Source organism: Streptomyces sp. NBC_01622 (genome assembly GCF_045209635.1).
GTDB lineage: Bacteria > Actinomycetota > Actinomycetes > Streptomycetales > Streptomycetaceae > Streptomyces.
Window position 1 is genome coordinate 1,470,661 of record NZ_CP109293.1, and the last position, 22,753, is coordinate 1,493,413.

At 70.4% G+C, this 22,753-nt stretch carries 22 protein-coding genes; 11 read left to right on the top strand and 11 right to left on the bottom strand.

The window, feature by feature from the left end; genetic code table 11:
* Window positions 1-5: 5 nt before the first annotated feature.
* Window positions 6-728 carry a L,D-transpeptidase family protein gene (locus OH768_RS06780; protein WP_406465171.1) on the bottom strand — a complete coding sequence of 241 codons (723 nt, stop codon included), beginning with the start codon at window positions 726-728 and terminating at the stop codon, window positions 6-8.
* Window positions 729-950: 222 nt separating this feature from the next.
* Between OH768_RS06780 and OH768_RS06785 the strand changes: the two genes are divergently transcribed.
* From OH768_RS06785 to OH768_RS06800, 4 genes are all read left to right on the top strand, one after another.
* On the top strand, window positions 951-2,792 hold the full coding sequence (locus OH768_RS06785; protein ID WP_406451052.1) for an ABC transporter ATP-binding protein: 1,842 nt from the start codon (window positions 951-953) through the stop codon (window positions 2,790-2,792).
* A complete protein-coding gene (locus OH768_RS06790) occupies window positions 2,789-4,570 on the top strand; it encodes an ABC transporter ATP-binding protein (RefSeq protein ID WP_406451054.1) in 1,782 nt (593 codons plus the stop codon). The genes OH768_RS06785 and OH768_RS06790 overlap by 4 nt, the downstream gene beginning before the upstream one ends.
* A 324-nt stretch (window positions 4,571-4,894) precedes the next feature.
* Window positions 4,895-5,371: a DUF5709 domain-containing protein gene (locus OH768_RS06795; RefSeq protein ID WP_406451056.1), complete on the top strand. Its 477-nt coding sequence runs from the start codon at window positions 4,895-4,897 to the stop codon at window positions 5,369-5,371.
* Window positions 5,372-5,428: 57 nt separating this feature from the next.
* Window positions 5,429-5,698 (top strand): type B 50S ribosomal protein L31, encoded by a 270-nt coding sequence (locus OH768_RS06800; RefSeq protein WP_406451058.1) that lies wholly within the window; start codon window positions 5,429-5,431, stop codon window positions 5,696-5,698.
* Between the two features lie 38 nt (window positions 5,699-5,736).
* Here the strand turns inward: OH768_RS06800 and OH768_RS06805 are convergent, their stop codons facing one another.
* The gene (locus OH768_RS06805; protein WP_359612795.1) at window positions 5,737-6,528 is read right to left on the bottom strand and encodes a metal-dependent hydrolase; all 792 of its coding nucleotides are present in this window, start codon (window positions 6,526-6,528) and stop codon (window positions 5,737-5,739) included.
* A gap of 145 nt (window positions 6,529-6,673) precedes the next feature.
* On the opposite strand from OH768_RS06805, the gene OH768_RS06810 reads away from it, so the two are divergent.
* Together OH768_RS06810 and OH768_RS06815 are read left to right on the top strand one after the other, a co-directional pair.
* Window positions 6,674-9,187: a DUF3516 domain-containing protein gene (locus OH768_RS06810; RefSeq protein ID WP_406451061.1), complete on the top strand. Its 2,514-nt coding sequence runs from the start codon at window positions 6,674-6,676 to the stop codon at window positions 9,185-9,187.
* Between the two features lie 19 nt (window positions 9,188-9,206).
* Window positions 9,207-10,070, top strand: a complete 864-nt coding sequence (locus tag OH768_RS06815; protein ID WP_406451063.1) for an acyl-CoA thioesterase — start codon at window positions 9,207-9,209, stop codon at window positions 10,068-10,070.
* Between the two features lie 21 nt (window positions 10,071-10,091).
* Here OH768_RS06815 and OH768_RS06820 read toward each other — a convergent pair whose 3' ends face one another.
* Both OH768_RS06820 and OH768_RS06825 read right to left on the bottom strand, forming a co-directional pair.
* Window positions 10,092-11,018, bottom strand: a complete 927-nt coding sequence (locus OH768_RS06820) for a DUF6397 family protein (protein ID WP_406451065.1) — start codon at window positions 11,016-11,018, stop codon at window positions 10,092-10,094.
* Window positions 11,019-11,144: 126 nt separating this feature from the next.
* Complete coding sequence (locus OH768_RS06825; protein ID WP_019062680.1) at window positions 11,145-11,558, bottom strand: roadblock/LC7 domain-containing protein; 414 nt, start codon at window positions 11,556-11,558, stop codon at window positions 11,145-11,147.
* A 92-nt stretch (window positions 11,559-11,650) separates the two neighbouring features.
* On the opposite strand from OH768_RS06825, the gene OH768_RS06830 reads away from it, so the two are divergent.
* Window positions 11,651-12,079: a PPOX class F420-dependent oxidoreductase gene (locus tag OH768_RS06830; protein WP_406451067.1), complete on the top strand. Its 429-nt coding sequence runs from the start codon at window positions 11,651-11,653 to the stop codon at window positions 12,077-12,079.
* Between the two features lie 9 nt (window positions 12,080-12,088).
* Here OH768_RS06830 and OH768_RS06835 read toward each other — a convergent pair whose 3' ends face one another.
* The 5 genes from OH768_RS06835 to OH768_RS06855 form a co-directional block, all read right to left on the bottom strand.
* Entirely contained in the window at window positions 12,089-12,694 is a 606-nt protein-coding gene (locus OH768_RS06835) for an ATP/GTP-binding protein (protein WP_019069338.1), read from the bottom strand.
* A 182-nt stretch (window positions 12,695-12,876) separates the two neighbouring features.
* Window positions 12,877-13,290, bottom strand: coding sequence for a DUF742 domain-containing protein (locus tag OH768_RS06840; protein ID WP_362976813.1), 414 nt, complete (start codon window positions 13,288-13,290; stop codon window positions 12,877-12,879).
* A 22-nt stretch (window positions 13,291-13,312) separates the two neighbouring features.
* A complete protein-coding gene (locus tag OH768_RS06845) occupies window positions 13,313-13,750 on the bottom strand; it encodes a roadblock/LC7 domain-containing protein (RefSeq protein ID WP_406451070.1) in 438 nt (145 codons plus the stop codon).
* Window positions 13,747-16,275 (bottom strand): nitrate- and nitrite sensing domain-containing protein, encoded by a 2,529-nt coding sequence (locus OH768_RS06850; protein ID WP_406451072.1) that lies wholly within the window; start codon window positions 16,273-16,275, stop codon window positions 13,747-13,749. The genes OH768_RS06845 and OH768_RS06850 overlap by 4 nt, the downstream gene beginning before the upstream one ends.
* A 64-nt stretch (window positions 16,276-16,339) precedes the next feature.
* A complete protein-coding gene (locus tag OH768_RS06855) occupies window positions 16,340-17,113 on the bottom strand; it encodes an MHYT domain-containing protein (protein ID WP_406451074.1) in 774 nt (257 codons plus the stop codon).
* Window positions 17,114-17,265: 152 nt separating this feature from the next.
* Between OH768_RS06855 and OH768_RS06860 the strand changes: the two genes are divergently transcribed.
* From OH768_RS06860 to OH768_RS06870, 3 genes are all read left to right on the top strand, one after another.
* A complete protein-coding gene (locus OH768_RS06860) occupies window positions 17,266-17,865 on the top strand; it encodes a class I SAM-dependent methyltransferase (protein ID WP_406451076.1) in 600 nt (199 codons plus the stop codon).
* 134 nt (window positions 17,866-17,999) lie between these two features.
* Complete coding sequence (locus OH768_RS06865) at window positions 18,000-18,296, top strand: hypothetical protein (RefSeq protein ID WP_359612810.1); 297 nt, start codon at window positions 18,000-18,002, stop codon at window positions 18,294-18,296.
* Between the two features lie 135 nt (window positions 18,297-18,431).
* On the top strand, window positions 18,432-19,322 hold the full coding sequence (locus OH768_RS06870) for a hypothetical protein (protein WP_406451078.1): 891 nt from the start codon (window positions 18,432-18,434) through the stop codon (window positions 19,320-19,322).
* A gap of 128 nt (window positions 19,323-19,450) precedes the next feature.
* On the opposite strand, the gene OH768_RS06875 is transcribed toward OH768_RS06870, so the two are convergent.
* Together OH768_RS06875 and OH768_RS06880 are read right to left on the bottom strand one after the other, a co-directional pair.
* Window positions 19,451-19,633 (bottom strand): hypothetical protein, encoded by a 183-nt coding sequence (locus OH768_RS06875; protein WP_406451080.1) that lies wholly within the window; start codon window positions 19,631-19,633, stop codon window positions 19,451-19,453.
* Window positions 19,634-19,784: 151 nt separating this feature from the next.
* Complete coding sequence (locus OH768_RS06880; RefSeq protein ID WP_406451082.1) at window positions 19,785-20,849, bottom strand: fatty acid desaturase family protein; 1,065 nt, start codon at window positions 20,847-20,849, stop codon at window positions 19,785-19,787.
* Between the two features lie 386 nt (window positions 20,850-21,235).
* On the opposite strand from OH768_RS06880, the gene rox reads away from it, so the two are divergent.
* On the top strand, window positions 21,236-22,657 hold the full coding sequence (gene rox, locus OH768_RS06885) for a rifampin monooxygenase (RefSeq protein ID WP_406465173.1): 1,422 nt from the start codon (window positions 21,236-21,238) through the stop codon (window positions 22,655-22,657).
* The last annotated feature ends 96 nt before the right edge of the window (window positions 22,658-22,753 follow it).

Sequence of the window (22,753 nt, forward strand, 5' to 3'; positions counted from 1 at the left end):
GTGTTCTACCCCTTGAGGTCCGCCCTGTCCCCCATCAGCACCACGGGATGCTGCTCCGGGTCGAGGGTGCGCAGCAGGTACTCCATCGCCTCCTTGGGCAGGCTGACGCAGGCCGACGTACCGCCGCCGTGGTCCAGATGCAGCCAGATCCCGCCGCCCTTGTCCTCGCCCTCGGGCTGTTCGGCGTCGTCGGGCGGGGTGCCCTTGACGCGGTTGTAGTCGATGGCAATGACGTAGTCGAAGTCGTGCCGGTGCGACTCGTCCCAGTCGCGCGGCGCCTCGTACGACTCGTCCTGGGAGTACGGGAGTGCCGTGCCCGGGTCGTCGAGCACACCGCCCGCGGCGGTCAGCGTGAACACGCCGACAGGGCTGCGCCGATCGTCGAGGTGATGGTCGAGGGTCCAGCCCTGCTTGCCGTTGTGCGCGGGCCAGCTGCGGGTCCGGTCCCAGGTGGAGCCGTGCTTCGTGAACAGGACGGCGGTGGAGTTCGGGGAGTCCTTGCCGTCGCCGTAGACCGCGAGGACCTGGCGGGTGTCGGGGCGGATGTCGCGGTGGAGCCGGTCGCCGACATCCGGGATGCGGGTCCGGGCGGCGACGGCTTTTCGCGGGTGGGCCGGCTGGAGTCCCGGTCTTCCCTCCCGGCCGCTGGTGTGTCTTGTTTCCGTGCTTCCGCACGCGGACAGGGTCGCCATCGTCAGGAGGGAACCGAGAGCCGCCATCGCGACCATCGCACGTCGTGTGCCGCCACTCTGCATCGGCCCATGATCACATCGCGTTCGACGACATTGCGTGAGGTAACGGACGTTTCGCCACGGATGGGTGAACGCCGGTTCTGGCCCCCGGTGGGGAAAACCGCTTGCTTCCGACCACGCTGCGAGGCGAACCTTTCACGGTTTGTTGCCGCACTCCGCGGTTCCTTCCGCCGCCCCGACCAGAGCCACTGGGACGTCATGCAGATTCAAGACCTTCCGTATCCCGACCCGGGTGTGCCGGACGCCCGCTCGGGACCCCGATTCCTGTGGTGGCTCGGCCGGAACCAGCTCGGCGGACAGTTCAAGTCGCTCGCCTGGGGACTGCTGCACTTCGTGTCCGTCTGCGCGCTGCCCTTCTATGTGGGACTCGCCGTCCAGGCCGTGGTCGACCGCTCCGGCAGCCGGCTCGCCCTGACCGGGGGGCTGATGGCGCTGTGCGGAGCGGGTATCGCCGTGGGCGACACCTTCCTGCACCGGGCCGCCGTCACCAACTGGATCACGGCCGCCGCCCGCGTCCAGCAGCTGCTGGCCCGCCAGGCCGCCCATCTCGGCTCGGCGCTGACCCGGCGGGTCGCGGCCGGTGAGGTCGTGGCCGTGTCCACGGGAGACGTCGAGAAGATCGGCTGGTTCGTGGAGGCGCTGTCCCGCTTCCTGGCCGCCGCGCTGACCGTCGTCATCGTGTGTGTCGGCCTTTTCGTGTACCAACCGGCCCTCGGTGTCGTCGTCGCCGTGGGCATGCCCGCGCTGGCGGTCTCCGTACTGCCGCTGCTGCCCCGCGCCACCAGACGCGCGGACGTGCAGCGCGAGAAGGCGGGACGCGCCACCGAGCTGGCCTCCGACACGGTCGCCGGACTGCGGGTGCTGCGCGGCATCGGCGGTGAGGAACTGTTCCTCGACCGCTACCGCCGTGCCTCCCAGGAGGTGCGCCACGCGGCCGTGCGCAGTGCCCGGATGTGGTCCCTGATCTCCGCGATCCAGGTGCTGCTGCCGGGTCTGCTGCTGATCGTCGTCGTCTGGCACGGTGTGCACCTGGCCCGCGAGGGCCGGATCACGGTGGGTGAACTGGTCACCGTCTACAGCGCGGTGATGGTCATGTCCTATCCGCTGCGGCACTTCGAGGAGATCGCCATGGCGTACTCCTTCTCCCGTCCCTCGGCCAGACGCGCCGCGCGCGTGCTGGCCCTGGAGCGGGTCACCGACACCGTGGGAACGCGCGCGGCCGAGGTGCCGGCCGGGGATCTGTACGACCCGGCCACCGGTCTGCTCGTCCCATCCGGCCGCTTCACCGCCGTGGTGTGCGGCGATCCCGACGCGGCCGGGCGGCTGGCGGAACGCCTCGGTGGGCACCCCGCCGAGTCGAGCACGTCCGTACTGCTGGACGGCGTGCCTCTCGACGAACTCCCCCTCGCCTCCGCCCGCACCGCCGTCCTCGTCCAGGACAAGGACCCGGTACTGCTGTCCGGTTCGCTGCGCGAACTGCTCGATGTGCCCTCCTCGGGTGCGGTCGGCGCGGAGGAGGCCCTGGCCGCCGCGCAGTGCGGTGACGTGCTGGTGGCGCTCGCGCAGGGTTCGCTCGACACCGACGACCCGATGGACGCCCGCATCACCGAACGCGGGCGCTCCCTCTCCGGCGGCCAGCGCCAGCGGCTCGCCCTGGCCCGGTCGCTGATCACGGATCCCGAGGTACTCGTCCTGGACGAGCCGACCTCCGCCGTCGACTCCCACACCGAGGCACGGATCGCGGACAGCGTAAGGAAGTTGAGGACCGGCCGGACCACGGCGGTGTTCACCTCCTCGCCCCTGCTCCTGGACCATGCGGACCGGGTGGTCCTCGTGCACGAGGACGAGGTGGTGGCGGTCGGCACCCATCGCGACCTGCTCCGGAGCGAGCCGCGGTACCGGGCCGTGGTGACCCGTGAGACGGAGGAGGAGACGGCACTGCAGAACGCCGTCAACGACGAGGCCGCTCTGCGGAGCACCCTGGACGACCATGACGTCGCGTTGCGCGGCGCGCTGGAAGAAATCGAGGAGACCGCATGATCGGCGTGGCGCCCCCGGCGTACGACCCGGCGGCCCCGACCACGGCCAACACCCTGCCGGTCGGCGCCCCTGCGACCGTACGCGCCTACGTGTCCGAACTGTTCCGTCGGCATCGCCGGGCCTTCCTCCTCCTGGTCTCCGTGAACACGGTCGCCGTGGTCGCGTCGATGGTGGGTCCCTATCTGCTCGGCGACCTGGTCGAGCGGGTGTCGGACGGAGCGCGGCAACTTCATCTCGGCCTGACCATCGGACTGTTCGGGATCGCGCTCGCCGTCCAGGCCGTGTTCATCCGGCAGGTGCGGCTGCGTGGCGCGATGCTCGGCGAACGGATGCTCGCCGATCTGCGCGAGGACTTCCTCGTACGTTCGGTCGGGCTGCCTCCGGGTGTCCTGGAACGGGCGGGCACCGGCGACCTCCTGTCCCGCATCACCACTGACATCGACCGGCTCGCCAACGCGATGCGCGAGGCCGTACCGCAGCTGGCGATCGGTGTCGTGTGGGCGCTGCTGCTGCTCGGCGGCCTTGTCGTGACCGTGCCGGCGCTGGCGCCCGCCGTGCTGATCGCGGTGCCGCTGCTGGTGGTCGGCTGCCGCTGGTACTACAAGCGCGCACCCGCCGGCTACCGCTCCGAGGCCGCCGGGTACGCCGCCGTGGCCGCGGCCCTCGCCGAGACCGTGGACGCGGGACGCACCGTCGAGGCACACCGCCTCGGCGACCGGCGCATCGCCCTCTCGGAGCGCCGCGTCAAGGAGTGGACCTCCTGGGAGAACTACACGCTCTGGCTGCGGTCGGTGCTCTTCCCGGTGATCAACATCACCCATGTCACGGTGCTCTGCTCGGTCCTGATGCTCGGTGGGGTGTTCGTCCTGCAGGGCTGGATCGGGGTGGGCCAGCTGACGACGGGCGCCCTGCTCGCGCAGATGCTCGTCGACCCGGTGAACCTGATCCTGCGCTGGTACGACGAGCTCCAGGTCGCCCAGGTCTCGCTGGCCCGGCTGGTCGGCGTCCGGGACATCGAGCCCGATGCCGGGGACGCCGGGCTGTCCCCCGAGGGCCGCAACGTGCACGCGGACCGGGTGCACTTCGGCTACCGCGAGGGCGTCGACGTGCTGCGCAAGGTGTCCCTGGAGGTAGCGCCCGGCACCCGGCTGGCCCTGGTCGGCCCTTCGGGCGCGGGCAAGTCCACCCTGGGCAGGCTGCTCGCCGGTATCTACGCGCCCCGGGACGGCCGGATCACCCTCGGCGGCGCCGAACTCTCCCGGATGACCGCCGAACACGTCCGCTCCCATGTGGCCCTCGTCAACCAGGAGCACCACGTCTTCGTGGGCTCCCTGCGCGACAACCTCCTGCTCGCCCGGACCGACGCGGCGGACGCGGAGCTGTGGGCGGCGCTGGGCGCGGTCGACGCGGACGGATGGGCGCGGGCGCTGGACGAGGGCCTCGACACCGAGGTGGGCTCGGGCGGGCTGGCGCTCACCCCGGCCCAGGCCCAACAGATCGCGCTGGCCCGGCTGGTACTGGCCGATCCGCACACGCTGGTCCTGGACGAGGCGACCTCGCTCCTCGACCCGCGCGCGGCCCGCCATCTGGAGCGGTCCCTGGCCCGCGTCCTCGACGGCCGCACGGTCGTCGCGATCGCCCACCGGCTGCACACCGCACACGACGCGGACGTCATCGCCGTGGTCGAGAACGGCCGCATCAGCGAACTGGGCAGCCACGATCAGCTGGTGGCGGCGGAGGGCGCGTACGCGGCGCTTTGGCGGTCCTGGCACGGCTAGCTCCGCCGGTGGGGCGGTGACGGGCCTGGCGGCCGGTGGCTTGGCTGCGGGTCGGTGGGGGCTGGTCGCGCCCAGGCGGCGGAGCCGCACATGTCGCAGTCCCGGGCCCCAGACGGGGCACGGCCCCGGCGGGCCGTCGCCCCCGGTCCGGGCCCGTGCCGTTGCGCGCGGGGGAAAAGGGGTGGAAGGCTGGGGAGCGGCACCGGTTCGGGGAGTGCCCGGGAACCATGTGGTTCGTGCCGGGCTCCGCCTGTGCCCCGCACCGCGGCGGCCCGCCGCCGAGCGCGGTGAGTACGGGCCGGTCCCCACCACCTGGAGGTACCCGTGAACAGCGTCGACGGATGGGGAGACGACGTCTACCAGCCCGACGGATCCGAGGTACAGGACGACGCGGGCCTGCTCGACGCGGAGGACACCCTCGTGGTCGACGGCGTCGAGGACCCTCTCGACCGCGGCTGGTCGCCACCGGACCGCCCCTGGGCGGTGGAACGCGCCGATGTCACGGCCGCCGAGCGTCAGCACGGTGAGACGCTCGACCAGCGGCTCGCCGAGGAGGTCCCGGATCTCGTGGTGCCCGACGGTGACGGCCTCGGCGACTCCGAGGACACCGACGGCGAACTCCGGGACTTCGAGGTCGGTGACATCCGCTCCGGCCGGCTCGTGGCACCCGACGAAGGGGCGCACGACGACGAGGAGAGCGGCCTGATCGCCACCGACGTGGGCATCGACGGCGCGGCGGCCTCCGCCGAGGAGGCCGCGATGCACATCGTCGACGAGGACGAGGGTTCGCTCTACGGCTGACCTCGCCGCCCCTTGGCCGTCACCCACACCCCCTCCGCACAAGGAGCAGGAGTAGCCATGCAGCAGGACAAGCAGCCCGACTACCACCCCGTGGTCTTCCGCGACCGCTCCGCCGGATACGCCTTCCTGACCAGGTCCACCGCGACCAGCGACCGGACCATCGACTGGGACGACGGCGAGACCTACCCGGTCGTGGACGTGGAGATCTCCTCGGAGAGCCACCCCTTCTACACCGGCAAGGCCAGGACGGTGGACTCGGAGGGCCGCATCGCCCAGTTCGAGCGGCGCTACGGCGGCGGAGCGGGCCAGGCTTCCGGCGGGGCATGAGCCGCTGCCCGCACCGACGCCGGAACAGGGGCCGGGCCTCAGATCACGTTGAGCGCCGCCGCGCAGCCCACTCCCCCGAGGAGTATGAACACCGGCATCAGCACCTTGAGCTCGACCCAGCTGCCCGCGCGGAACCGCATCACCTTCGGCGGCCCGATCGGGTACCAGCGCTTCCGGCCCAGCGGGATCGGCCACAGGATGGGGCAGCCGGAGACGGTCAGCGCGTCCCCGATGTCGTGCACCAGCGCGCCCAGCACGACCGGCAGGCCCAACCACAGGTACTGGTGCTGGTCCGTGAACAGCCAGTCCGAACCGTTGCCCGGCTTGTCCAGCACTCCGGCGAGGATCCACGCGCTGGTCGCCGCCAGCAGCCACACCAGGATGTCGCTGCTGGAGCCGCGGGCCGCCCGCCACAGCAGGCCCTCGATGGCCAGCACCATGTGCACGAAGAGGATCGCCAGCACTCCCCAGCGACCGCCCAGGATCGCCACGCCCGCACTCCCCGCCCCGATCAGGACCGCCCACAGCCAGGTGTGGGTGAGCGTGCGGTGCCCGCCGTTGCGGCGCGGGTCGCCCTGCTTCCTGGTCCCCTTGTAAACGGCGTACGAGAGCTTGTCGACGACCTCGCACACGGTCCGGGAGACGGGTCCGAAGGCCCGCGAGATGGTCGCGGCCTTGTGGTCGAGGTCCGGGGCGAGCGCGGCGCCGGCGCAGATCAGGGCGCCGACCAGGACCACCGGCCAGGGCATCGGATGCCCGGCCGCGGCGGTCGCCGCTCCGACGCCGAGCCAGGCCGCCGCTCCCGACAGTGAGTGTGCTGGTCCCATCATGGCCGTTCCCCGCCCCATTCCTCTTACGCCGCCGGTCAGTTGCTCGGGCGCCCTGACACTCTGTCGGCGACACAGCGTAGCGGTAGCGATCTTCATTTCCGCAGCCGATTCCCCCATCGGCCACGGCGCCAGGCAAGATGGGGTCGTGACCCTCATCGACCAGTTGCCGCCGACCGCAGATCCCGACGCCCTCTACGAAGCCTTCGAGTCGTGGGCCAAGGAGCGCGGTCTCACGCTCTACCCTCATCAGGAGGAGGCGCTGATCGAGGTGGTCTCCGGTGCGAACGTGATCGTGTCGACGCCCACCGGCTCCGGCAAGAGCATGATCGCCGCCGGTGCGCACTTCGCGGCGCTGGCCCGGGACGAGGTCACCTTCTACACCGCCCCGATCAAGGCGCTGGTCTCGGAGAAGTTCTTCGAGCTGTGCAAGATGTTCGGCACCGAGAACGTCGGCATGCTGACCGGCGACGCGTCCGTCAACTCGGACGCGCCCATCATCTGCTGCACCGCGGAGGTCCTCGCGTCGATCGCGCTGCGCGACGGCAAGCACGCGGACGTCGGCCAGGTCGTCATGGACGAGTTCCACTTCTACGCGGAGGCAGACCGCGGCTGGGCCTGGCAGATCCCGATCCTGGAGCTGCCGCAGGCGCAGTTCATCCTGATGTCGGCCACGCTCGGCGACGTCGCGATGTTCGAGAAGGACCTCACCCGCCGCACCGGGCGCCCCACTTCGGTGGTCCGCTCGGCGGTCCGGCCGGTGCCGCTGTCCTACGAGTACAAGCTGACCCCGCTCACCGAGACACTGACCGAGCTGCTGGAGACCAGGCAGGCGCCGGTCTACATCGTGCACTTCACCCAGGCGCAGGCCGTGGAGCGGGCACAGGCGCTGATGAGCATCAACATGTCCTCGCGCGAGGAGAAGGACCAGATCGCCCAGCTGATCGGCAACTTCCGCTTCACCACCAAGTTCGGCCGCAATCTCTCCCGTTACGTGCGGCACGGCATCGGTGTGCACCACGCCGGCATGCTGCCCAAGTACCGGCGCCTGGTGGAGAAGCTTGCGCAGGCCGGTCTGTTGAAGGTCATCTGCGGTACGGACACGCTCGGGGTGGGCGTCAACGTGCCCATCCGCACAGTGCTGTTCACGGCGCTGGCCAAGTACGACGGCGTTCGTGTGCGTACGCTGCGCGCCCGCGAGTTCCATCAGATCGCGGGCCGCGCGGGCCGCGCCGGTTTCGACACGGCGGGGCTCGTGGTCGCCCAGGCTCCGGAACACGTCGTCGAGAACGAGAAGGCGCTCGCCAAGGCGGGCGACGACCCGAAGAAGCGCCGGAAGGTCGTCCGCAAGAAGGCACCCGAGGGTTTCGTCGGGTGGACGGAAGGCACCTTCGAGAAGCTCATCACCTCCGACCCGGAGCCGCTGACGTCCCGGTTCCGGGTCACACACACGATGCTGTTGTCGGTCATCGCCCGTCCGGGCAACGCCTTCGAGGCGATGCGGCATCTCCTGGAGGACAACCACGAGCCGCGCAAGCAGCAGTTGCGGCACATCCGGCGCGCGATCGCGATCTACCGCTCGCTCCTGGACGGCGGCATCGTCGAGAAGCTCGACACTCCGGACGCCGAGGGCCGCATCGTGCGCCTCACGGTCGACCTGCAGCAGGACTTCGCTCTCAACCAGCCGCTGTCGACCTTCGCGCTCGCCGCGTTCGAGCTGCTGGACCCCGAATCGCCGTCGTACGCGCTGGACATGGTGTCCGTCGTCGAGTCCACGCTGGACGACCCGCGGCAGATCCTGGCGGCCCAGCAGAACAAGGCGCGCGGCGAGGCCGTGGCCGCGATGAAGGCGGACGGCGTCGAGTACGAGGACCGCATGGAGCGCCTCCAGGACGTCAGCTACCCCAAGCCGCTGGAGGAGTTGCTCTTCCACGCGTACAACACGTACCGCAAGAGCCACCCGTGGGTCGGAGACCACCCGCTGTCGCCGAAGTCCGTGATCCGTGACATGTACGAACGGGCCATGTCCTTCACGGAGTTGACCTCGTACTACGAACTGGCCCGCACCGAGGGCATCGTGCTGCGCTACCTCGCCGGCGCCTTCAAGGCCCTCGATCACACCGTCCCGGACGACCTCAAGTCCGAGGATCTGGAGGATTTGATCGCCTGGCTCGGCGAGATGGTGCGCCAGGTCGACTCCAGTCTGCTGGACGAGTGGGAGCAGCTGGCCAACCCGGAGGAGATGACCGCGGAGGAGGCCCAGGAGAAGGCCGACCAGGTCAAGCCGGTCACCGCGAACTCGCGTGCCTTCCGGGTCCTCGTCCGCAACGCGATGTTCCGCCGCGTCGAGCTGGCCGCCCTCGACCATGTCGCGGAGCTGGGCGAGATGGACGCCGAGTCCGGCTGGGACGAGGACGCCTGGGGCGAGGCGATGGACAAGTACTGGGACGAGTACGAGGACCTCGGCACCGGTCCCGACGCCCGCGGGCCCAAGCTCCTGCTCATCGAGGAGGAGCCGCAGCACAGCCTGTGGCGCGTTCGGCAGATCTTCGCCGACCCGAACGGCGATCATGACTGGGGCATCAGCGCGGAGATCGATCTCGCGGCCTCCGACGCGGAGGGCCGTGCGGTCGTCCGCGTCACCGACGTCGGCCAGCTGTGAGCACAGGAGAATCCCACCCATGACGAACCCGGCAGAGCGGCTCGTCGACCTGCTCGACCTGGAGCAGATCGAGGTCAACATCTTCCGTGGCCGCAGCCCACACGAGTCCCTGCAGCGGGTCTTCGGCGGCCAGGTGGCCGGCCAGGCCTTGGTCGCCGCGGGGCGCACCACGGAGGGCGACCGGCCCGTGCATTCGCTGCACGCGTACTTCCTGCGCCCGGGCCGGCCGGGCGTGCCGATCGTGTACCAGGTCGAGCGGGTGCGGGACGGGCGGTCGTTCACCACCCGCCGGGTCACCGCCGTGCAGCAGGGTCGCACGATCTTCAATCTCACCGCCTCCTTTCACAAGCCTGAGCAAGGTCCTTTCGAGCACCAACTACCGCCCCGCGACGTCCCGGACCCGGAGTCCCTGCCGACGGTGTCGGAGGAGGTCCGGGCTCATCTGGGCGTGCTGCCGGAGCAGTTGGAGCGGATGGCACGCCGTCAGCCCTTCGACATCCGGTACGCGGACGGGCTACGCTGGAGCGCCGAGGAGATCAAGGACGCCGAGCCGCGCAGCGCCGTGTGGATGCGCGCGGTGGGTCCGCTCGGCGACGATCCGCTGGTGCACACCTGCGCGTTGACGTACGCCAGCGACATGACGCTCCTGGACGCCGTCCGCATCCCCGTCGAACCCCTATGGGGCCCGCGGAACTTCGACATGGCGTCGCTGGACCACGCGATGTGGTTCCACCGGCCGTTCCGCGCGGACGAGTGGTTCCTGTACGACCAGGAGTCCCCGATCGCGACGGGCGGACGCGGTCTGGCCCGCGGGCGCATCTACGACCTGGAGGGGCGCCTGCTCGTCTCGGTCGTCCAGGAGGGGCTGTTCAGAGCGCTGTAACTGGTGGACGTGCGCCGCAGCTCACCCGTTTCTGCGGCGCAGCCAGCTCAACATGCCGCGTGATCGCCCGGGTTCCGGCGCCGGCTCGGGCGGGTGCTCGCTCGGGGTCGACGGTGGTCCGGCCAGGCGCTCGCTCGGGGGCAGCGGTGATCCAACTGGTTGGGAAGCGGGGCGCGGTGCCGGACGATGGCGGCGTGCCTCGTCCAGCACCTGGGCCAGGTCCGCCCGCAGCCAGCTGATCTCGTCCGGGTGGTCCGCCGTCATGATCCGCTCGGCGAGGTGAGCGGAGGGCGAGCCCGGAGCGCCGTGGGCGGGCGGGTCCGGCCGGAACCGGTTCAGGTGGGCGCGCTCGTAGGGGTCCTGGACGATTTCGGCCACTTGGACGGGGTCGAGCAAGGCGGACAGGGCACCTGCGCGTTCCCATGGACCGTCCGCCTCGCGCAGCAGGAATCCCAGATGGCGTCCGCGCCAGTTGCGGGGCCGCAGATCCAGACCCTCCTGGAGTTGGTCGCGCAGCCCTTCGGGCGTGCGGCCGTTCAGTAGTGAGGTGTGGTTCTTGTCGGTGGCGAACTGCCGTAGTTCTTCGGCGAGATAGAGCCAGACCACGGCTCGGTAGCGGTTTAGATAGAACCTCACCGGCACCACCAGTCCCAGCCGGGCGAGGCGGGTGAACCTGGCGGCGGTGACCTCCATGAGGGCCGCGCCGTCTGTGGTGCCCACGGTCCTGACGCTCTCCACGAGCGATTCCGGGAACCCCTCCGCCGAGCGCAGTCGGTCGATCTCGGTGCGGGCGACACGTCGGCCGCCGCCCCCTTCGTCGGGCACGGTGCGGATGCGTCCGAGATGGACGGCGAGGTCGAACTCGCCTCGTTTGAGGCCCAGTTCCCGTGCCGCGCGACTCGGCGTGCACGAGAGTTCCGACGGTGTGGTGATGGTGTTGCCTGCCATGGTCGTTCTCCCCCGTTGAGTCCGTTGCTCACGCTGTGTGCGTTCGCGATGGACAAACCGTAGCCGGTTCGGGGAATCTCATGGCGGGCCTGTGGATAACTCCGCGGGATCGGGCGAACTCACAGGTCAGAGGTCTGTGACGGGAGTTCGCTCGGGCTGCCGGGCATCCACGCCGAGGTGCTCGCCGACGCGGTTGACGAGCAGTGTCATCTCGTAGGCGATCTGGCCGATGTCCGCGTCGGCGCCGCTGAGGACGCACAGACAGCTGCCGCTGCCCGCGGCGGTGACGAACAGGACGGCGTCGTCGAACTCGATCATCGTCTGCCGTACCCCGCCGGCGCCGAAGTGGCGTCCCGAGCCCTTGGCCAGGCTGTGCAGTCCGGACGAGACAGCGGCGAGGTGTTCGGCGTCCTCGCGGCGAAGTCCCGTGCTCGCGCCGGTCACCAGTCCGTCGTTGGACAGGACCAGAGCGTGGCGTACGTGCTCGACGCGCTCGGTCAGATCGTCCAGCAGCCAGCTCAGTCCCTGGTTCTGCGCCATGTTCCGGCCTCCCCGTGTCGCGTCTCCCCCTGGCCGGAGGATCTCCCGTCAGCCTTCACCACGCCCGTCGCCCGGGCAAGGAGGATGGGGGCATGGCACAGAACATGACCGACGAGGAATGGCGGGCGTTCGTCTCGCACGGTACGCGCACGGGCAAGCTGTCGACCGTTCGCGCCGATGGGAGCCCACATGTGGCGCCGATCTGGTTCCTGCTCGACGGGGACGACGTGGTGTTCAACACCGCGAAAGGAACGGTAAAAGGGCGCAATCTGGCCCGTGATGGGCGAGTCGCCCTCTGCGTGGACGACGATCGGCCCCCGTTCGGCTTCGTGGTGCTGCAGGGGCGCGCCGCATTGTCCGAGGAACCGGGCGAACTCCGGCACTGGGCCGCCCGGATCGGGGCCCGGTACATGGGCGAGGAGCGTGCCGAGGAGTTCGGTGCCCGAAATGGAGTGCCGGGCGAACTCCTCGTCCGCGTAACGGTCGAGAAGGTGGTGGCCCTGAAGGGGATCTCGGAGTGAGAGCTCCGGTCAGCCCACCGAGTCGAGCATCCGGGCGGTGTGCATCCGTCCGGCGTACTCGACGAGCCGGATCAGCACCTCCTTCCCCGAGTCGCGGTCCCGGGCGTCGCACAGGACCACCGGCGTTCCCCGGTCGAGGTCCAGGGCGCGGGAGACGTCGTGGGCGCCGTAACTGCGGGCGCCCGTGAAGCAGTTGACGGCCACCACGAACGGGATGTGCCGGTGCTCGAAGTAGTCGACCGCGGGGAAGCAGTCCTCCAGTCGCCGGGTGTCCGCGAGGACCACGGCTCCCAGGGCTCCCTGCGACAGTTCGTCCCACAGGAACCAGAAGCGGTCCTGGCCCGGTGTGCCGAACAGGTAGAGGGAGAGGCCGGACCTGATGGTGATGCGGCCGAAGTCCATGGCGACGGTTGTCGTGACTTTCTGGTCCACGCCGTCGGTGTCGTCCACCAACTGGCCGGCCTCGCTGAGCAGTTCCTCGGTGCGCAGCGGCCTGATCTCACTGACCGCGCCCACCATGGTGGTCTTGCCCACGCCGAATCCGCCGGCGACCAGGATCTTCAATGCCAGGGCGGTCGTCTCGCCGCCTTCGGCATCGGAGTGCTCGGAGACCATCGATCACTTCTCTCGGGAGTGCCGGCAACGGTCGACGACCGTAGGTGTGCATCCTGGCAAGTACGACCTCATCCTGGGCGGTTGGACCACTATTTGCCCGATGTGACCGTCTCGCGCCTGTTCGGTGTACGGAAGGGTGCACAAGTCGTCGTCGTACGCGTTCGAGTGGTGCTGAAGTTTCGTCACAGTGCCCGGAGTCCCTCGATCACCTCGCGCAGAATCCGTTCGTCAGGAAGCTGCGCGGGCGGCACCGGACGGCTGACGGTGACACAGCCGAGCTCCAGGAGGTCGCCCAGGAGCACCCTGACCACTCCCAGGGGGAGGTCCGCTCCGGCGGCCAGTTCGGCGACGGACTGTGTTTCCGTACGGCACAGGTCGATGAGAGCCCGGTGTTCCGGTCCGAGCCCGGTGTCGTCGTCGAAGCCGGGCGCGCCCGCGTCCAGCGTGACCAGGGCGATCAGGTCGAACCGCACTCCTGTGGGGCCCGGTTTGGTACGTCCGCCCGTCATGGCGTAGGGGCGGACGAGAGGCCCGGCCTCCTGGTCGTACCACTGGCTGCCCGGCTCGTGCGGGACACCGGTCATGTCTTCGGTCATCTGAACGGACCGCCTTCTCGCCTCATCCGGCGACGGGTGGCCGCGCACCGACGCGCGGCGGCGTGTACAGGTGCTCGCCGACGCGCTTGACCAGCCGTGCCATCTCGTACGCCACCAGGCCTATGTCGGCGGTCACAGAGGTGAGGACGGCGAGGCAGGAGCCGTCTCCGGCCGCCGCCACGAACAGGAAGCCGTCGTCCATCTCCACCATGGTCTGCCGCACTCCGCCGGCGCCGAAGTGCCGCCCCGCGCCCTTGGCGAGGCTGTTGAATCCGGAGGCGACCGCGGCGAGGTGTTCCGCGTCCTCGCGGTCGAGGTCGGTGGAGGCTCCGATGGCGAGGCCGTCGTTGGACAGCACCACGGCATGTCGTACTTCGCCGACGCGCATCACCAAGTCGTCCAGCAGCCAGTCGAGTTCACCGGACCGCTGGGCGGCCCTCATACTCGGGTCCTGGATCATGCGGGGTCTCCTTCGCTGCTGTCGCTGTCCGTTGCGGGGCCTGGGGTGGCGCCTCGGCCCGGCTGCCTGCCGCCGCCGCGCGTCCAGCCTTCGCGGTAGGCCGCCATCCGGTCCCGTACGACCTCCGGGCTGCGGTGTTCGTCGCGGGGGGAGGCAGGCGCCCGTTCCCGGTCCGCGGCGGGCTGTTCGCGGAGCTGGGGGACGAGGTTCGCCTGCCGTACCCGGCGGGGGAGGTCGTCGCTGTCCTCGGGGCCTTCGGCGTCCTCGGGAGGTCGGTGCAGTCGCAAGGTGGTGACTCCAGGGGGCGGGGTGCCGTTCGCCGGCTCCGCCGAGGCCCGGGGCGGGGACGCCAGGGCGGGTCGGTCGGCCGGTGCCGGGACGGACTCCTGGTGCTGGAGCGGGGACGGCACGCGCGCGTACCCGCGTTCCACGGCCCGGTGTCCGTCGTCCACTGCCGCGCGGGGCGCGCGTTCGGCGGCGCCGCCGTGCAGCAGGGCCGTCGGCAGCAGCACGACCGCTGTCGTTCCGCCGTAGGGCGAGGTCCTCAGGTGCACCTTGATGCCGTGGCGTGCGGCGAGCCTGCTGACCACGAAGAGGCCGAGCCGGTCGCTGTCGAAGAGGTCGAGGGCCTCGGACTGCTCGATGCGGCGGTTGGCCTCGGCCAGCGACTCCGGGCCCATGCCCAGGCCCCGGTCCTCGACCTCGACGGCGTACCCGTTGCCGACGGGTTCGCCGGTGACGCGCACGCGCGTGTGCGGCGGCGAGAACTGGGCGGCGTTCTCCACGATCTCGGCGAGCAGGTGCGTGAGGTCGGCGACGGCCGTGCCGAGAACGGAGGCTTCCGGGAGTTGGCGTACCTCCACGCGCGCGTAGTCCTCGACTTCGGACACGGCGGCGCGGACGACGTTGGTCAGGGAGACCGGCATGCGCCAGGCCCGGCCGGGTGCCGCGCCGGAGAGAATGATCAGGCTCTCGGCGTGCCGTCGCATCCGGGTGGTGAGGTGGTCCAGGCGGAACAGGTCGCTCAGTTCGTTCGGGTCCTCGGAGCGGCGCTCCATGCTGTCCAGAAGGCTGAGTTGACGGTGCACCAGGACCTGGCTGCGGCGGGCGAGGTTGACGAAGACTCCGGAGATGCCGCTCGCCAGTTCGGCGCGTTCGACAGCGGCTCTCAGGGCGGCTCGGTGCACGGTGCCCAGGGCCTCGGCGACCTGCCCGGTCTCGTCCTCCGCGGCCGGTCCGGGCGGGGCCTCCGCCCTGACGTCGATGTCCTCCCCCGCACGCAGTCTCCGCATGGCCTCGGGGAGTTTGTGGCGGGCGATCGCCAGGGCGTCGTTGCGCAGACTCACCAGTTCGACGACGAGACCGCGTCCGATGCGTACCGAGATGACGAGCGACGCGATGACGGCGGCGAGACCGAGCAGTACGGCGGCGCCGGCCGGGGTGAGGAGTCCTCGTGCGAACGGATCGGCGCGGTCCGCGACTCCGCTGCCCGCGTCCGCCTCGATGGCGCGCATGCCGTCCCGCACGCGTGCGTGCGCGTTGTTCCAGGTGCTCTCGGGAGCCGAAGCGACCGCGCGGGTGCCCGAGTTGGCGGCGAGGACCTTGTCCTCGACCGCGCCGACCACGGTGTAGGCGCCGCTGTCGGCGAGGTTCCGCCAGGCGGTGCGTTCGGAACCCCTCAGGTCCGCGGTGGCGGCGTCCGTGAGGGTACGGCGGGTGTCGACGGCGCCGGTGAACAGCCGCAGCCGCTCCCCGTCGAGGCGGCCGTCGAGACGGGCACCGGCGAGTACCACGTCTTCCTGGGACAGCGATTCCGCGGCCCGGGAGAACTCCAGCAGCACACGTGCGTCGGAGCCGAGGGCGGCGTCCTGGATTCCGGTGAGCGCCCCGCCCACGGCGAAGGCCGCCGAAATGGTCCTCGTGTACTGCCCGTACGTCTCGTCCCATCCCGCGCGGTGGGCGAGCACGTCGGCCCGCAGCGAGCTCAGTCGCTCGGCTCCGGTGACGAAGGATTCCAGGCGCTGGGCGACTCCGGCCGGCAGTTCCTCGCCGTCGGCGACGGTGCTGGTGTCGCCGAGCCGCAGCCGGGCGATGGCCCGGTCCGTGTCCGCGGCCAGTTTCTTCAGGTCACCGCTCGGCTCGGCGCCGGGGTCGGTGGCGTAGCGCACCGCGGCCGACCGCTCGGCCTGCAGCGCGGCGACGGCGACCGCGACGGGGCTGCGCACCGCCGAGTCCACACGCTGCAACTGCCTTAGCCGGGCGACGTCCTGGGCGGTGCTGACGGTGGCGTACGCCCACAGGGCAAGCAGGGAGACGACTGGGACCATCAGCAGGCAGACGATCTTGGCCCGTACGGTGCGAGGTCGCATCCGCCATCGTCCCGCGCGCGGGGGCACCTCGTCCTGCGGTGCGCCCAGGGGCTCGTCGAAGAGCTCGTCGGCAGGTGGTCCGGCGTGTGCGCGGCGACCGCGCACGGGCGACGGCGTCTCGGCGCCGGCTCTGGGGGTCCTACGGGGGTTACGCATGGCCTCCTCGCTCGGGAGTGGTTCGGGGCGTGCCGTGGCGTGCCCTGGTCGGTCGGGCCGCTTGTCAGTGGGCGACGCTCTCGGCCGGCCGCTCGGCCGAGGCGGTTGCCTCGCGTTCTCCCGTCGTCGGCGACAGCGCGACGAACGCCGAGGTCAGGAACAGGTAGGACCCGAGGCCTACGGCGAGGGGGAAGATGAACTGCATCGCCGTGGCCCCGGGCAGGACCGAGCCGGAGGGGGTGACACGCACGCTCACCGCGAACATCCCGGTGTAGTGCATGCTGGCGACGGCCGCCCCCATGACGAGTGAGGCGACGGTGACCGCGATGGGCGACTTGATGTTGAGGGCCGCCCACAGGGCCGCGGTCGCCGCGACGACGGCGATGAGGACGGAGAGCCCGACGAGCATCGGGTCGTAGCTCACGTCGCCGTGCAACCGCACCGCCGCCATTCCCAGGTAGTGCATGCTCGCGACGCCCAGTCCGGTGGTGAGGCCGCCGAGGAAGAGCGCGCGGCCCCGGTCTCGGCCGTAGCCGACCGCGAAGACGCCCGCGCAGACGACGACGATGGCGACGACGAGGCTGAGCACGGTCAGTGGCACGTCGTAACGGATGTCGGTGCCGCTGACGCCGAAGCCGAGCATGGCCACGAAGTGCATGGTCCAGATGCCGGTGCCGAGCGCGGAGGCCGCCGTGATGAGCCAGTTGCGGCGCGACCGGCCGGTGGCGCCGAGCGCGCGGACGGTGCAGCGCAGCCCGAGTGCGGAGCCCATGCAGGCCATCACGTAGGACAGCACGGGGGTCAGCCAGCCGAAGGTCGCGTGGTCCAGGTGTCCCATGACCAGGGGACGCTAGTAGGGGCACGGGTGCACAAAGGGGGCGCATTTCGAAAGGTGTTGCAATATGACGCAGAGAGGCGCCTGAACGACCGAGTCACGCTCGAACGTGTGCACCGAAGCGTCATCCGTGTCGGTGAGGGACTATGCGGAACATGAACGACGACCACACGCATGTCCGGGAATTCTTCGGTGCGCGCGCCGCGGACTGGGACAGCCGCTTCCCCGACGACGGCCCCGCCTATGCGGCGGCCGTCGCCGAACTGGCGCTGCGCGCGGGGGACCGTGTGCTCGACGCGGGCTGCGGGACGGGGCGTGCCCTGCCGCCGCTCCGTGCGGCCGTGGGGCCCTCGGGAGTGGTGGTGGGGGCCGATCTGACCCCGGCCATGCTGGAGGCCGCCGTACGGGCCGGACGCGGCCGTGAAGGGTGCCTGCTGCTCGCCGACGTCGCCACGCTGCCGTTGCGGCCGGAATCGCTCGATGCCGTGTTCGCGGCGGGCCTGATCGCGCACCTGCCCCAACCGGAGGCGAATCTGCGGGAGTTGGCGCGTGTCGTACGCCCCGGCGGCACGCTGGCCCTTTTCCACCCGATCGGCCGCGCGGCACTCGCGGCGCGTCAGGGGCGGCAGATCACCCCGGACGACCTGCGCGCGGAGCCCAATCTCCGTCCGCTGCTTGCCCGTTCCGGTTGGCGCATGACGTCGTACACCGACGAGGACGCCCGCTTCCTGGCGCTGGCCGTGCGCGAGGGCTGAGTCGCACCGCTGCGGGAGGCCCGAGGCGCTTCACCGCAGCGTCCCCCTTCTGTCGCCGCAACTCCAACTCTAGGTTGGGTAGCAGTAGATGGACGGTCGGCGACAGAACACCACGCAGGGGGAAGGTGGTCAGCATGTTCGACAGGCCCCGCAAGACCTTCGCCAGAATTCTCGCCTCCACGCGCACGGAGGCCGGCGACAGCCCCGAACGGCGGGCGCACAACCTGTTCGAGGCCGCGGCCGTCTACGTCTCGGCGCGCGCGGAGGACGACCAGGACCGGATCGACGAGGCCGCGGGCTGGGTGTCGCCGGAGGCGCTGTCCTTCGGGGTGAGCGAGTTGGCGTGCCGGGCCGTGGTCGCGCTCGCCAGGGAACGTGACGAGTCGCCGCGGACGGTGGCCCGGGCCCTTCTCGGGCTCCCCGCGGCCTGATACTTCGGGTTACCGGTGGTCATTTCGCCCTGTCCAGACGGAAAACTGCAGCTCCGCGTGTACTTGGGAGTCGTGACAAGCGGCTTCCGGGCACACTAGGGTGCGCGCGGTTGGACGAATGATGGGGAGGCTGGGATGGCCGACACGGATGAAGAGGCCGTCGCCGCCGAGGACGACGCTCTCTATGTGCTCACGGCGGTGCTGCTGACGCCGGCGAAGTTCCCGAGTGTGCTGGGTGACGACTATCCGGAAGCCTGCGCCGCGCTCGGTATGGCGCCGCTCGCCGACGGGTACGGCCTGGTGCTCGGCCAGGACGGCGAAGGTGCGCGGTGGACGGTCGTCATCGACGACGTGTCGCTGGTCGCGGTCGCCATCGCGTCCTGGGACTGCGGCATGGAGTACGACCTGTCGCCGAGCGAGCGCACAGTGGTCGCGGCCCTGCCGGGCTGGCCGCTCGCGGTCGCGGTCGCGGCTCCCAATGTGCCCGCGCCGCACGATCCGGACCCCGACCTCGTGGACCGGCCGCCGTTGGCCCCGCCGGACACCACCACCTGGGGCCCGGCGCAGCGACGGCTGGGCGCGGACGAGATCGCGCTGCAGTGGGCCCTGTGGCGGGAGCAGATCGACGACTCGGCCTTCCCTGCCCAGGGCAAGACGGACGAGTCTTCGGAGTCGTCGCCGGGTGACGTCACCTCCGAAGACGCGTCCGAGGCGGACGAGGTCGCTTCGGACGGCAGCGGAGAAGGCCCGCAGACGGGCCACAGCGGGGTCCGCAGGGTGCTGTCGGAGGCCCGGGCGTATGTGGACGCCCCGCCGCCTCTCGGGCGCGTCAGATCGTCCTTCGCGCCGGGCGAGGCGCGCACACTGCGCGCCGACGGCCCCGGCTGGTCGATGGTGGCCCGGACCGACGACATCGCGTTCGTCCTGCTCGACGAAGAGCCGGGCGAGGTGCTGCCTGTGGGTCGGGGCCCGGAGTTGCCAGGCCTCCTGGAGGCGCTGGACAAGCTTGCCGTACGGCCCAGTTGACCGGCCGTACGCTCCCGTAGTCGGGCACTGTCCGCGGGGCTGCTGACAGCAGCCCCGCGGACAGTGCTGTGCTGTTCTCTGTTCCCGCGCGCCGTACGGGAGCGCGGTGGGGCATCGGTGTGTCGGTGTCAGCGGCCGATCTCCTTGCCCGCGGCACGGCGCAGCCGACGGCGCTGCGACGGATCCAGCGTGAGATACGCGGCGGTCGGCACTCCCACGACTATCAGGAATGAGACCCACCAGGGCAGCCAGATCAACAGGATCAGTCCGACCGCCACACCTCCTACAACGATCTTCGTGTTCCTCGACATGTGTTGCCTCCTCCGCGGCCACGGCCGCTCTCTGATGTGAAAACGGGTCCGCGCTTCCCACAGTTCCGGACCGCGACCCTGAGACATCCCTGAGACGCTTCCCCTACTGGTCCCCGGGCCACCAGTCCCCGAGCCGTCAGCCGCTCCGTCGTCACTCCGTCCACTCCGGCCTCAGCGGCTCCCCCACCTCGTGGAGGTGACGCAGGGCCTGTCGGTAGGAGTCGACGAGCCCGGTCTCCACATAGGGGATACCCACATCCTCGCAGTGGGCGCGCACCAGCGGCTGGGCGAGCCGCAGATTGGGCCGCGGCATGCTCGGGAAGAGGTGGTGTTCGACCTGGTAGTTGAGCCCGCCGAGGAACCAGTCCGTCAGGGGGCCGCCCCGGATGTTCCGTGAGGTGAGCACCTGGCGACGGAGATGGCCCCATCGTTCGCCGTTCGGGTCCGGCATCTCCATGCCCTTGTGGTTGGGGGCGAAGGCCAGACCGAGGTGCAGTCCGAACAGGGCCTGGTGCAGTGCGGCGAAAGCGAGCGCCTTCCCCGGGGACATCGAGGTCAGCAGCAGTGTGGCGTACGCCGCGACATGGCCCACCAGGAGCGCGCCTTCGACGGACCGTTCGCGCCGGGGCTGCCGCCGCAGGTCCTGGAAACCGTGCACCTTGAGGGCGACGCCTTCGAGCAGGGTGAGCGGGAAGAACAGCCAGGCCTGGTTGCGGGTGAGCCAACGCCGCAAACCGGCACGGTCCTTGGCCTGCTCACCGGTGAACACGAGGATGTCGGCGACGACGTCCGGGTCCTTGTCGATGTGGTTGGGATTGGCGTGGTGGCGGTTGTGCTTGTCGTTCCACCAGGAGTAGCTCATTCCCAGCAGCAGGTTGCCGTGGATCAGACCGACAAGGCGGTTGGCGGTCTTGCCGCCGGCGATCTGGGAGTGGCCCGCGTCATGGCCTATGAAGGCCGTTCGGGCGCCGAACACGGCGAGCAGCGGGGCCAGGAGCAGGGTCGCCCAGGAGTCGCCGATCAGGACGATGCCGGTCACGGTGCCGGCCAGCGCGAGGGCGTTGGCGGATACGCAGAGCGCGTACCGGACGCGCCGCCGCTCCAGTAGGCCTCGGCTCTTGACCGTGCGCAGGAGGGGCGCGAACTCGCTTCCTGGGGACGGCGCTACGGCATCCCCTGGATCATGCGCGCCGACGACTGCGGTGGTCTGGGACATGTCCGGTCTCCGGCTCTCTCAGGCAACGGGGTGACCTGAGCAAACGTACGAATCGGTGACCGGTCGCGACCATGGCGGCACCCCCCGTGTCCGTACGGGGGTCACCCGGTTCCTCACAGGGGGGTTGACGACACCCCGGCGACCCGGTCCCAAGAAATCGAGCGCCCGGAGAAGTGCGCCAAAGGGCGTCGGAAAAAGACAATGGCAAGGAAATCGTCCGCTCCTTGCCACACCCAACGTATAGCGCAGTACGGGGCTTGCGGCAAGGCCCCTGTAGTGCCGCAAAATGACCGACCGAGGCCCGGACCTGCGGAAACGCAGGGTCCGCGAAACAGATGCCCTCAGGGCGGCCGACCGGAAAGCAATCTCGTTGAATGGGCGTTTCGATGACGGACGTGATCGTGGTCGGCGGCGGACCGACCGGCTTGATGCTGGCCTGCGAATTGCGGCTGCACGGCGTGCGCGTGGTCGTACTGGAGAAGTTGACCGAGCCGACCGGGGAGTCCCGCGGGCAGGGTCTGCACGCGCGCAGCGTCGAGATCATGGACCAGCGCGGTCTTCTCGACCGGTTTCTCGCGGTGAGTGAGAAGTTCGTGGCCGGTGGTCTCTTCGGCGGCATCGTCAAGCCCTGGCCGGACCGGCTGGACACGGCTCACCCCTACGGCGTCGCCACCCCGCAGCCGGTCACCGAGCGGTTGCTCGGCGAGCGTGCCGTTGAACTCGGTGCCGAGATCCGGCGCGGCCGCGAAGTCGTAGGGCTGAGCCAGGACGCGACCGGGGTGACAGCCGAGTTGGCGGACGGCACACAGCTGCGCTCGCGCTACCTCGTCGGGTGCGACGGTGGCCGCAGTGCGGTGCGCAAGTCGCTCGGCGTCGGTTTCCCCGGGGAGCCCGCCACGGTCGAGACACTGCTGGGCGAGATGGCGGTGACCGAGGATCCGGCCACGATCGCCGCCGTCGTCGAGGACGTCCGCAAGACCCAACTGCGGTTCGGCGTCAGCCCCGGCGAGAACGCGATGTACCGCGTCGTGGTGCCCGCGGACGGCGTGGCCGAGGACCGGGCGACCCCACCGACCCTGGACGACTTCAAGCGGCAGCTGCGGGCCGTCGCGGGCACCGACTTCGGCGTGCACTCGCCGCGCTGGCTGTCGCGGTTCGGCGACGCCACGCGGCAGGCCGAGCGCTACCGGGTCGACCGGGTACTGCTGGCCGGCGACGCGGCGCACATCCATCCACCGACCGGCGGGCAGGGGCTCAACCTCGGTGTGCAGGACGCGTTCAACCTCGGCTGGAAGCTGGCCGCCGCGGTCAACGGGTGGGCTCCGGAAGGGCTGTTGGACAGCTATCACAACGAACGGCATCCGGTGGGCGCCCGCGTTCTCGACAACACGCGCGCGCAGATCACACTCCTGGGGACCGATCCGGGTGCGACCGCACTACGGGGGCTGTTCTCCACGCTGATGGACTTCGAGGAGGTGAACCGGTATGTGACCGAGATGATCACCTCGGTCGGCATCCGTTACGACTTCGGGGAGCAACATGAACTCGTCGGTCGGCGGATGCGGGACGTGAAGTTGACGCAGGGGCACCTCTACGGGTTGATGCACGGCGGCCGGGGGCTGCTGCTCGACCGGACCGACCGGCTCTCGGTGGCCGACTGGACGGATCGCGTCGACCACGTCGGCGAGGAATGCGAACTGGACGTACCCGCTGTCCTCCTGCGGCCGGACGGCCATGTGGCCTGGGTCGGTGACGATCAGGAGGGCCTGCTCGATCGGCTGCCCAAGTGGTTCGGTGCCCCGCGCTGAGCGCAGCTTTCAGACCCGCGCCTGCCCGACGAGCGGCCGACACCCTGGATTCATCCGGCCGTCGACCATGGTTCCCCATGGGGACCAACTCTGGCC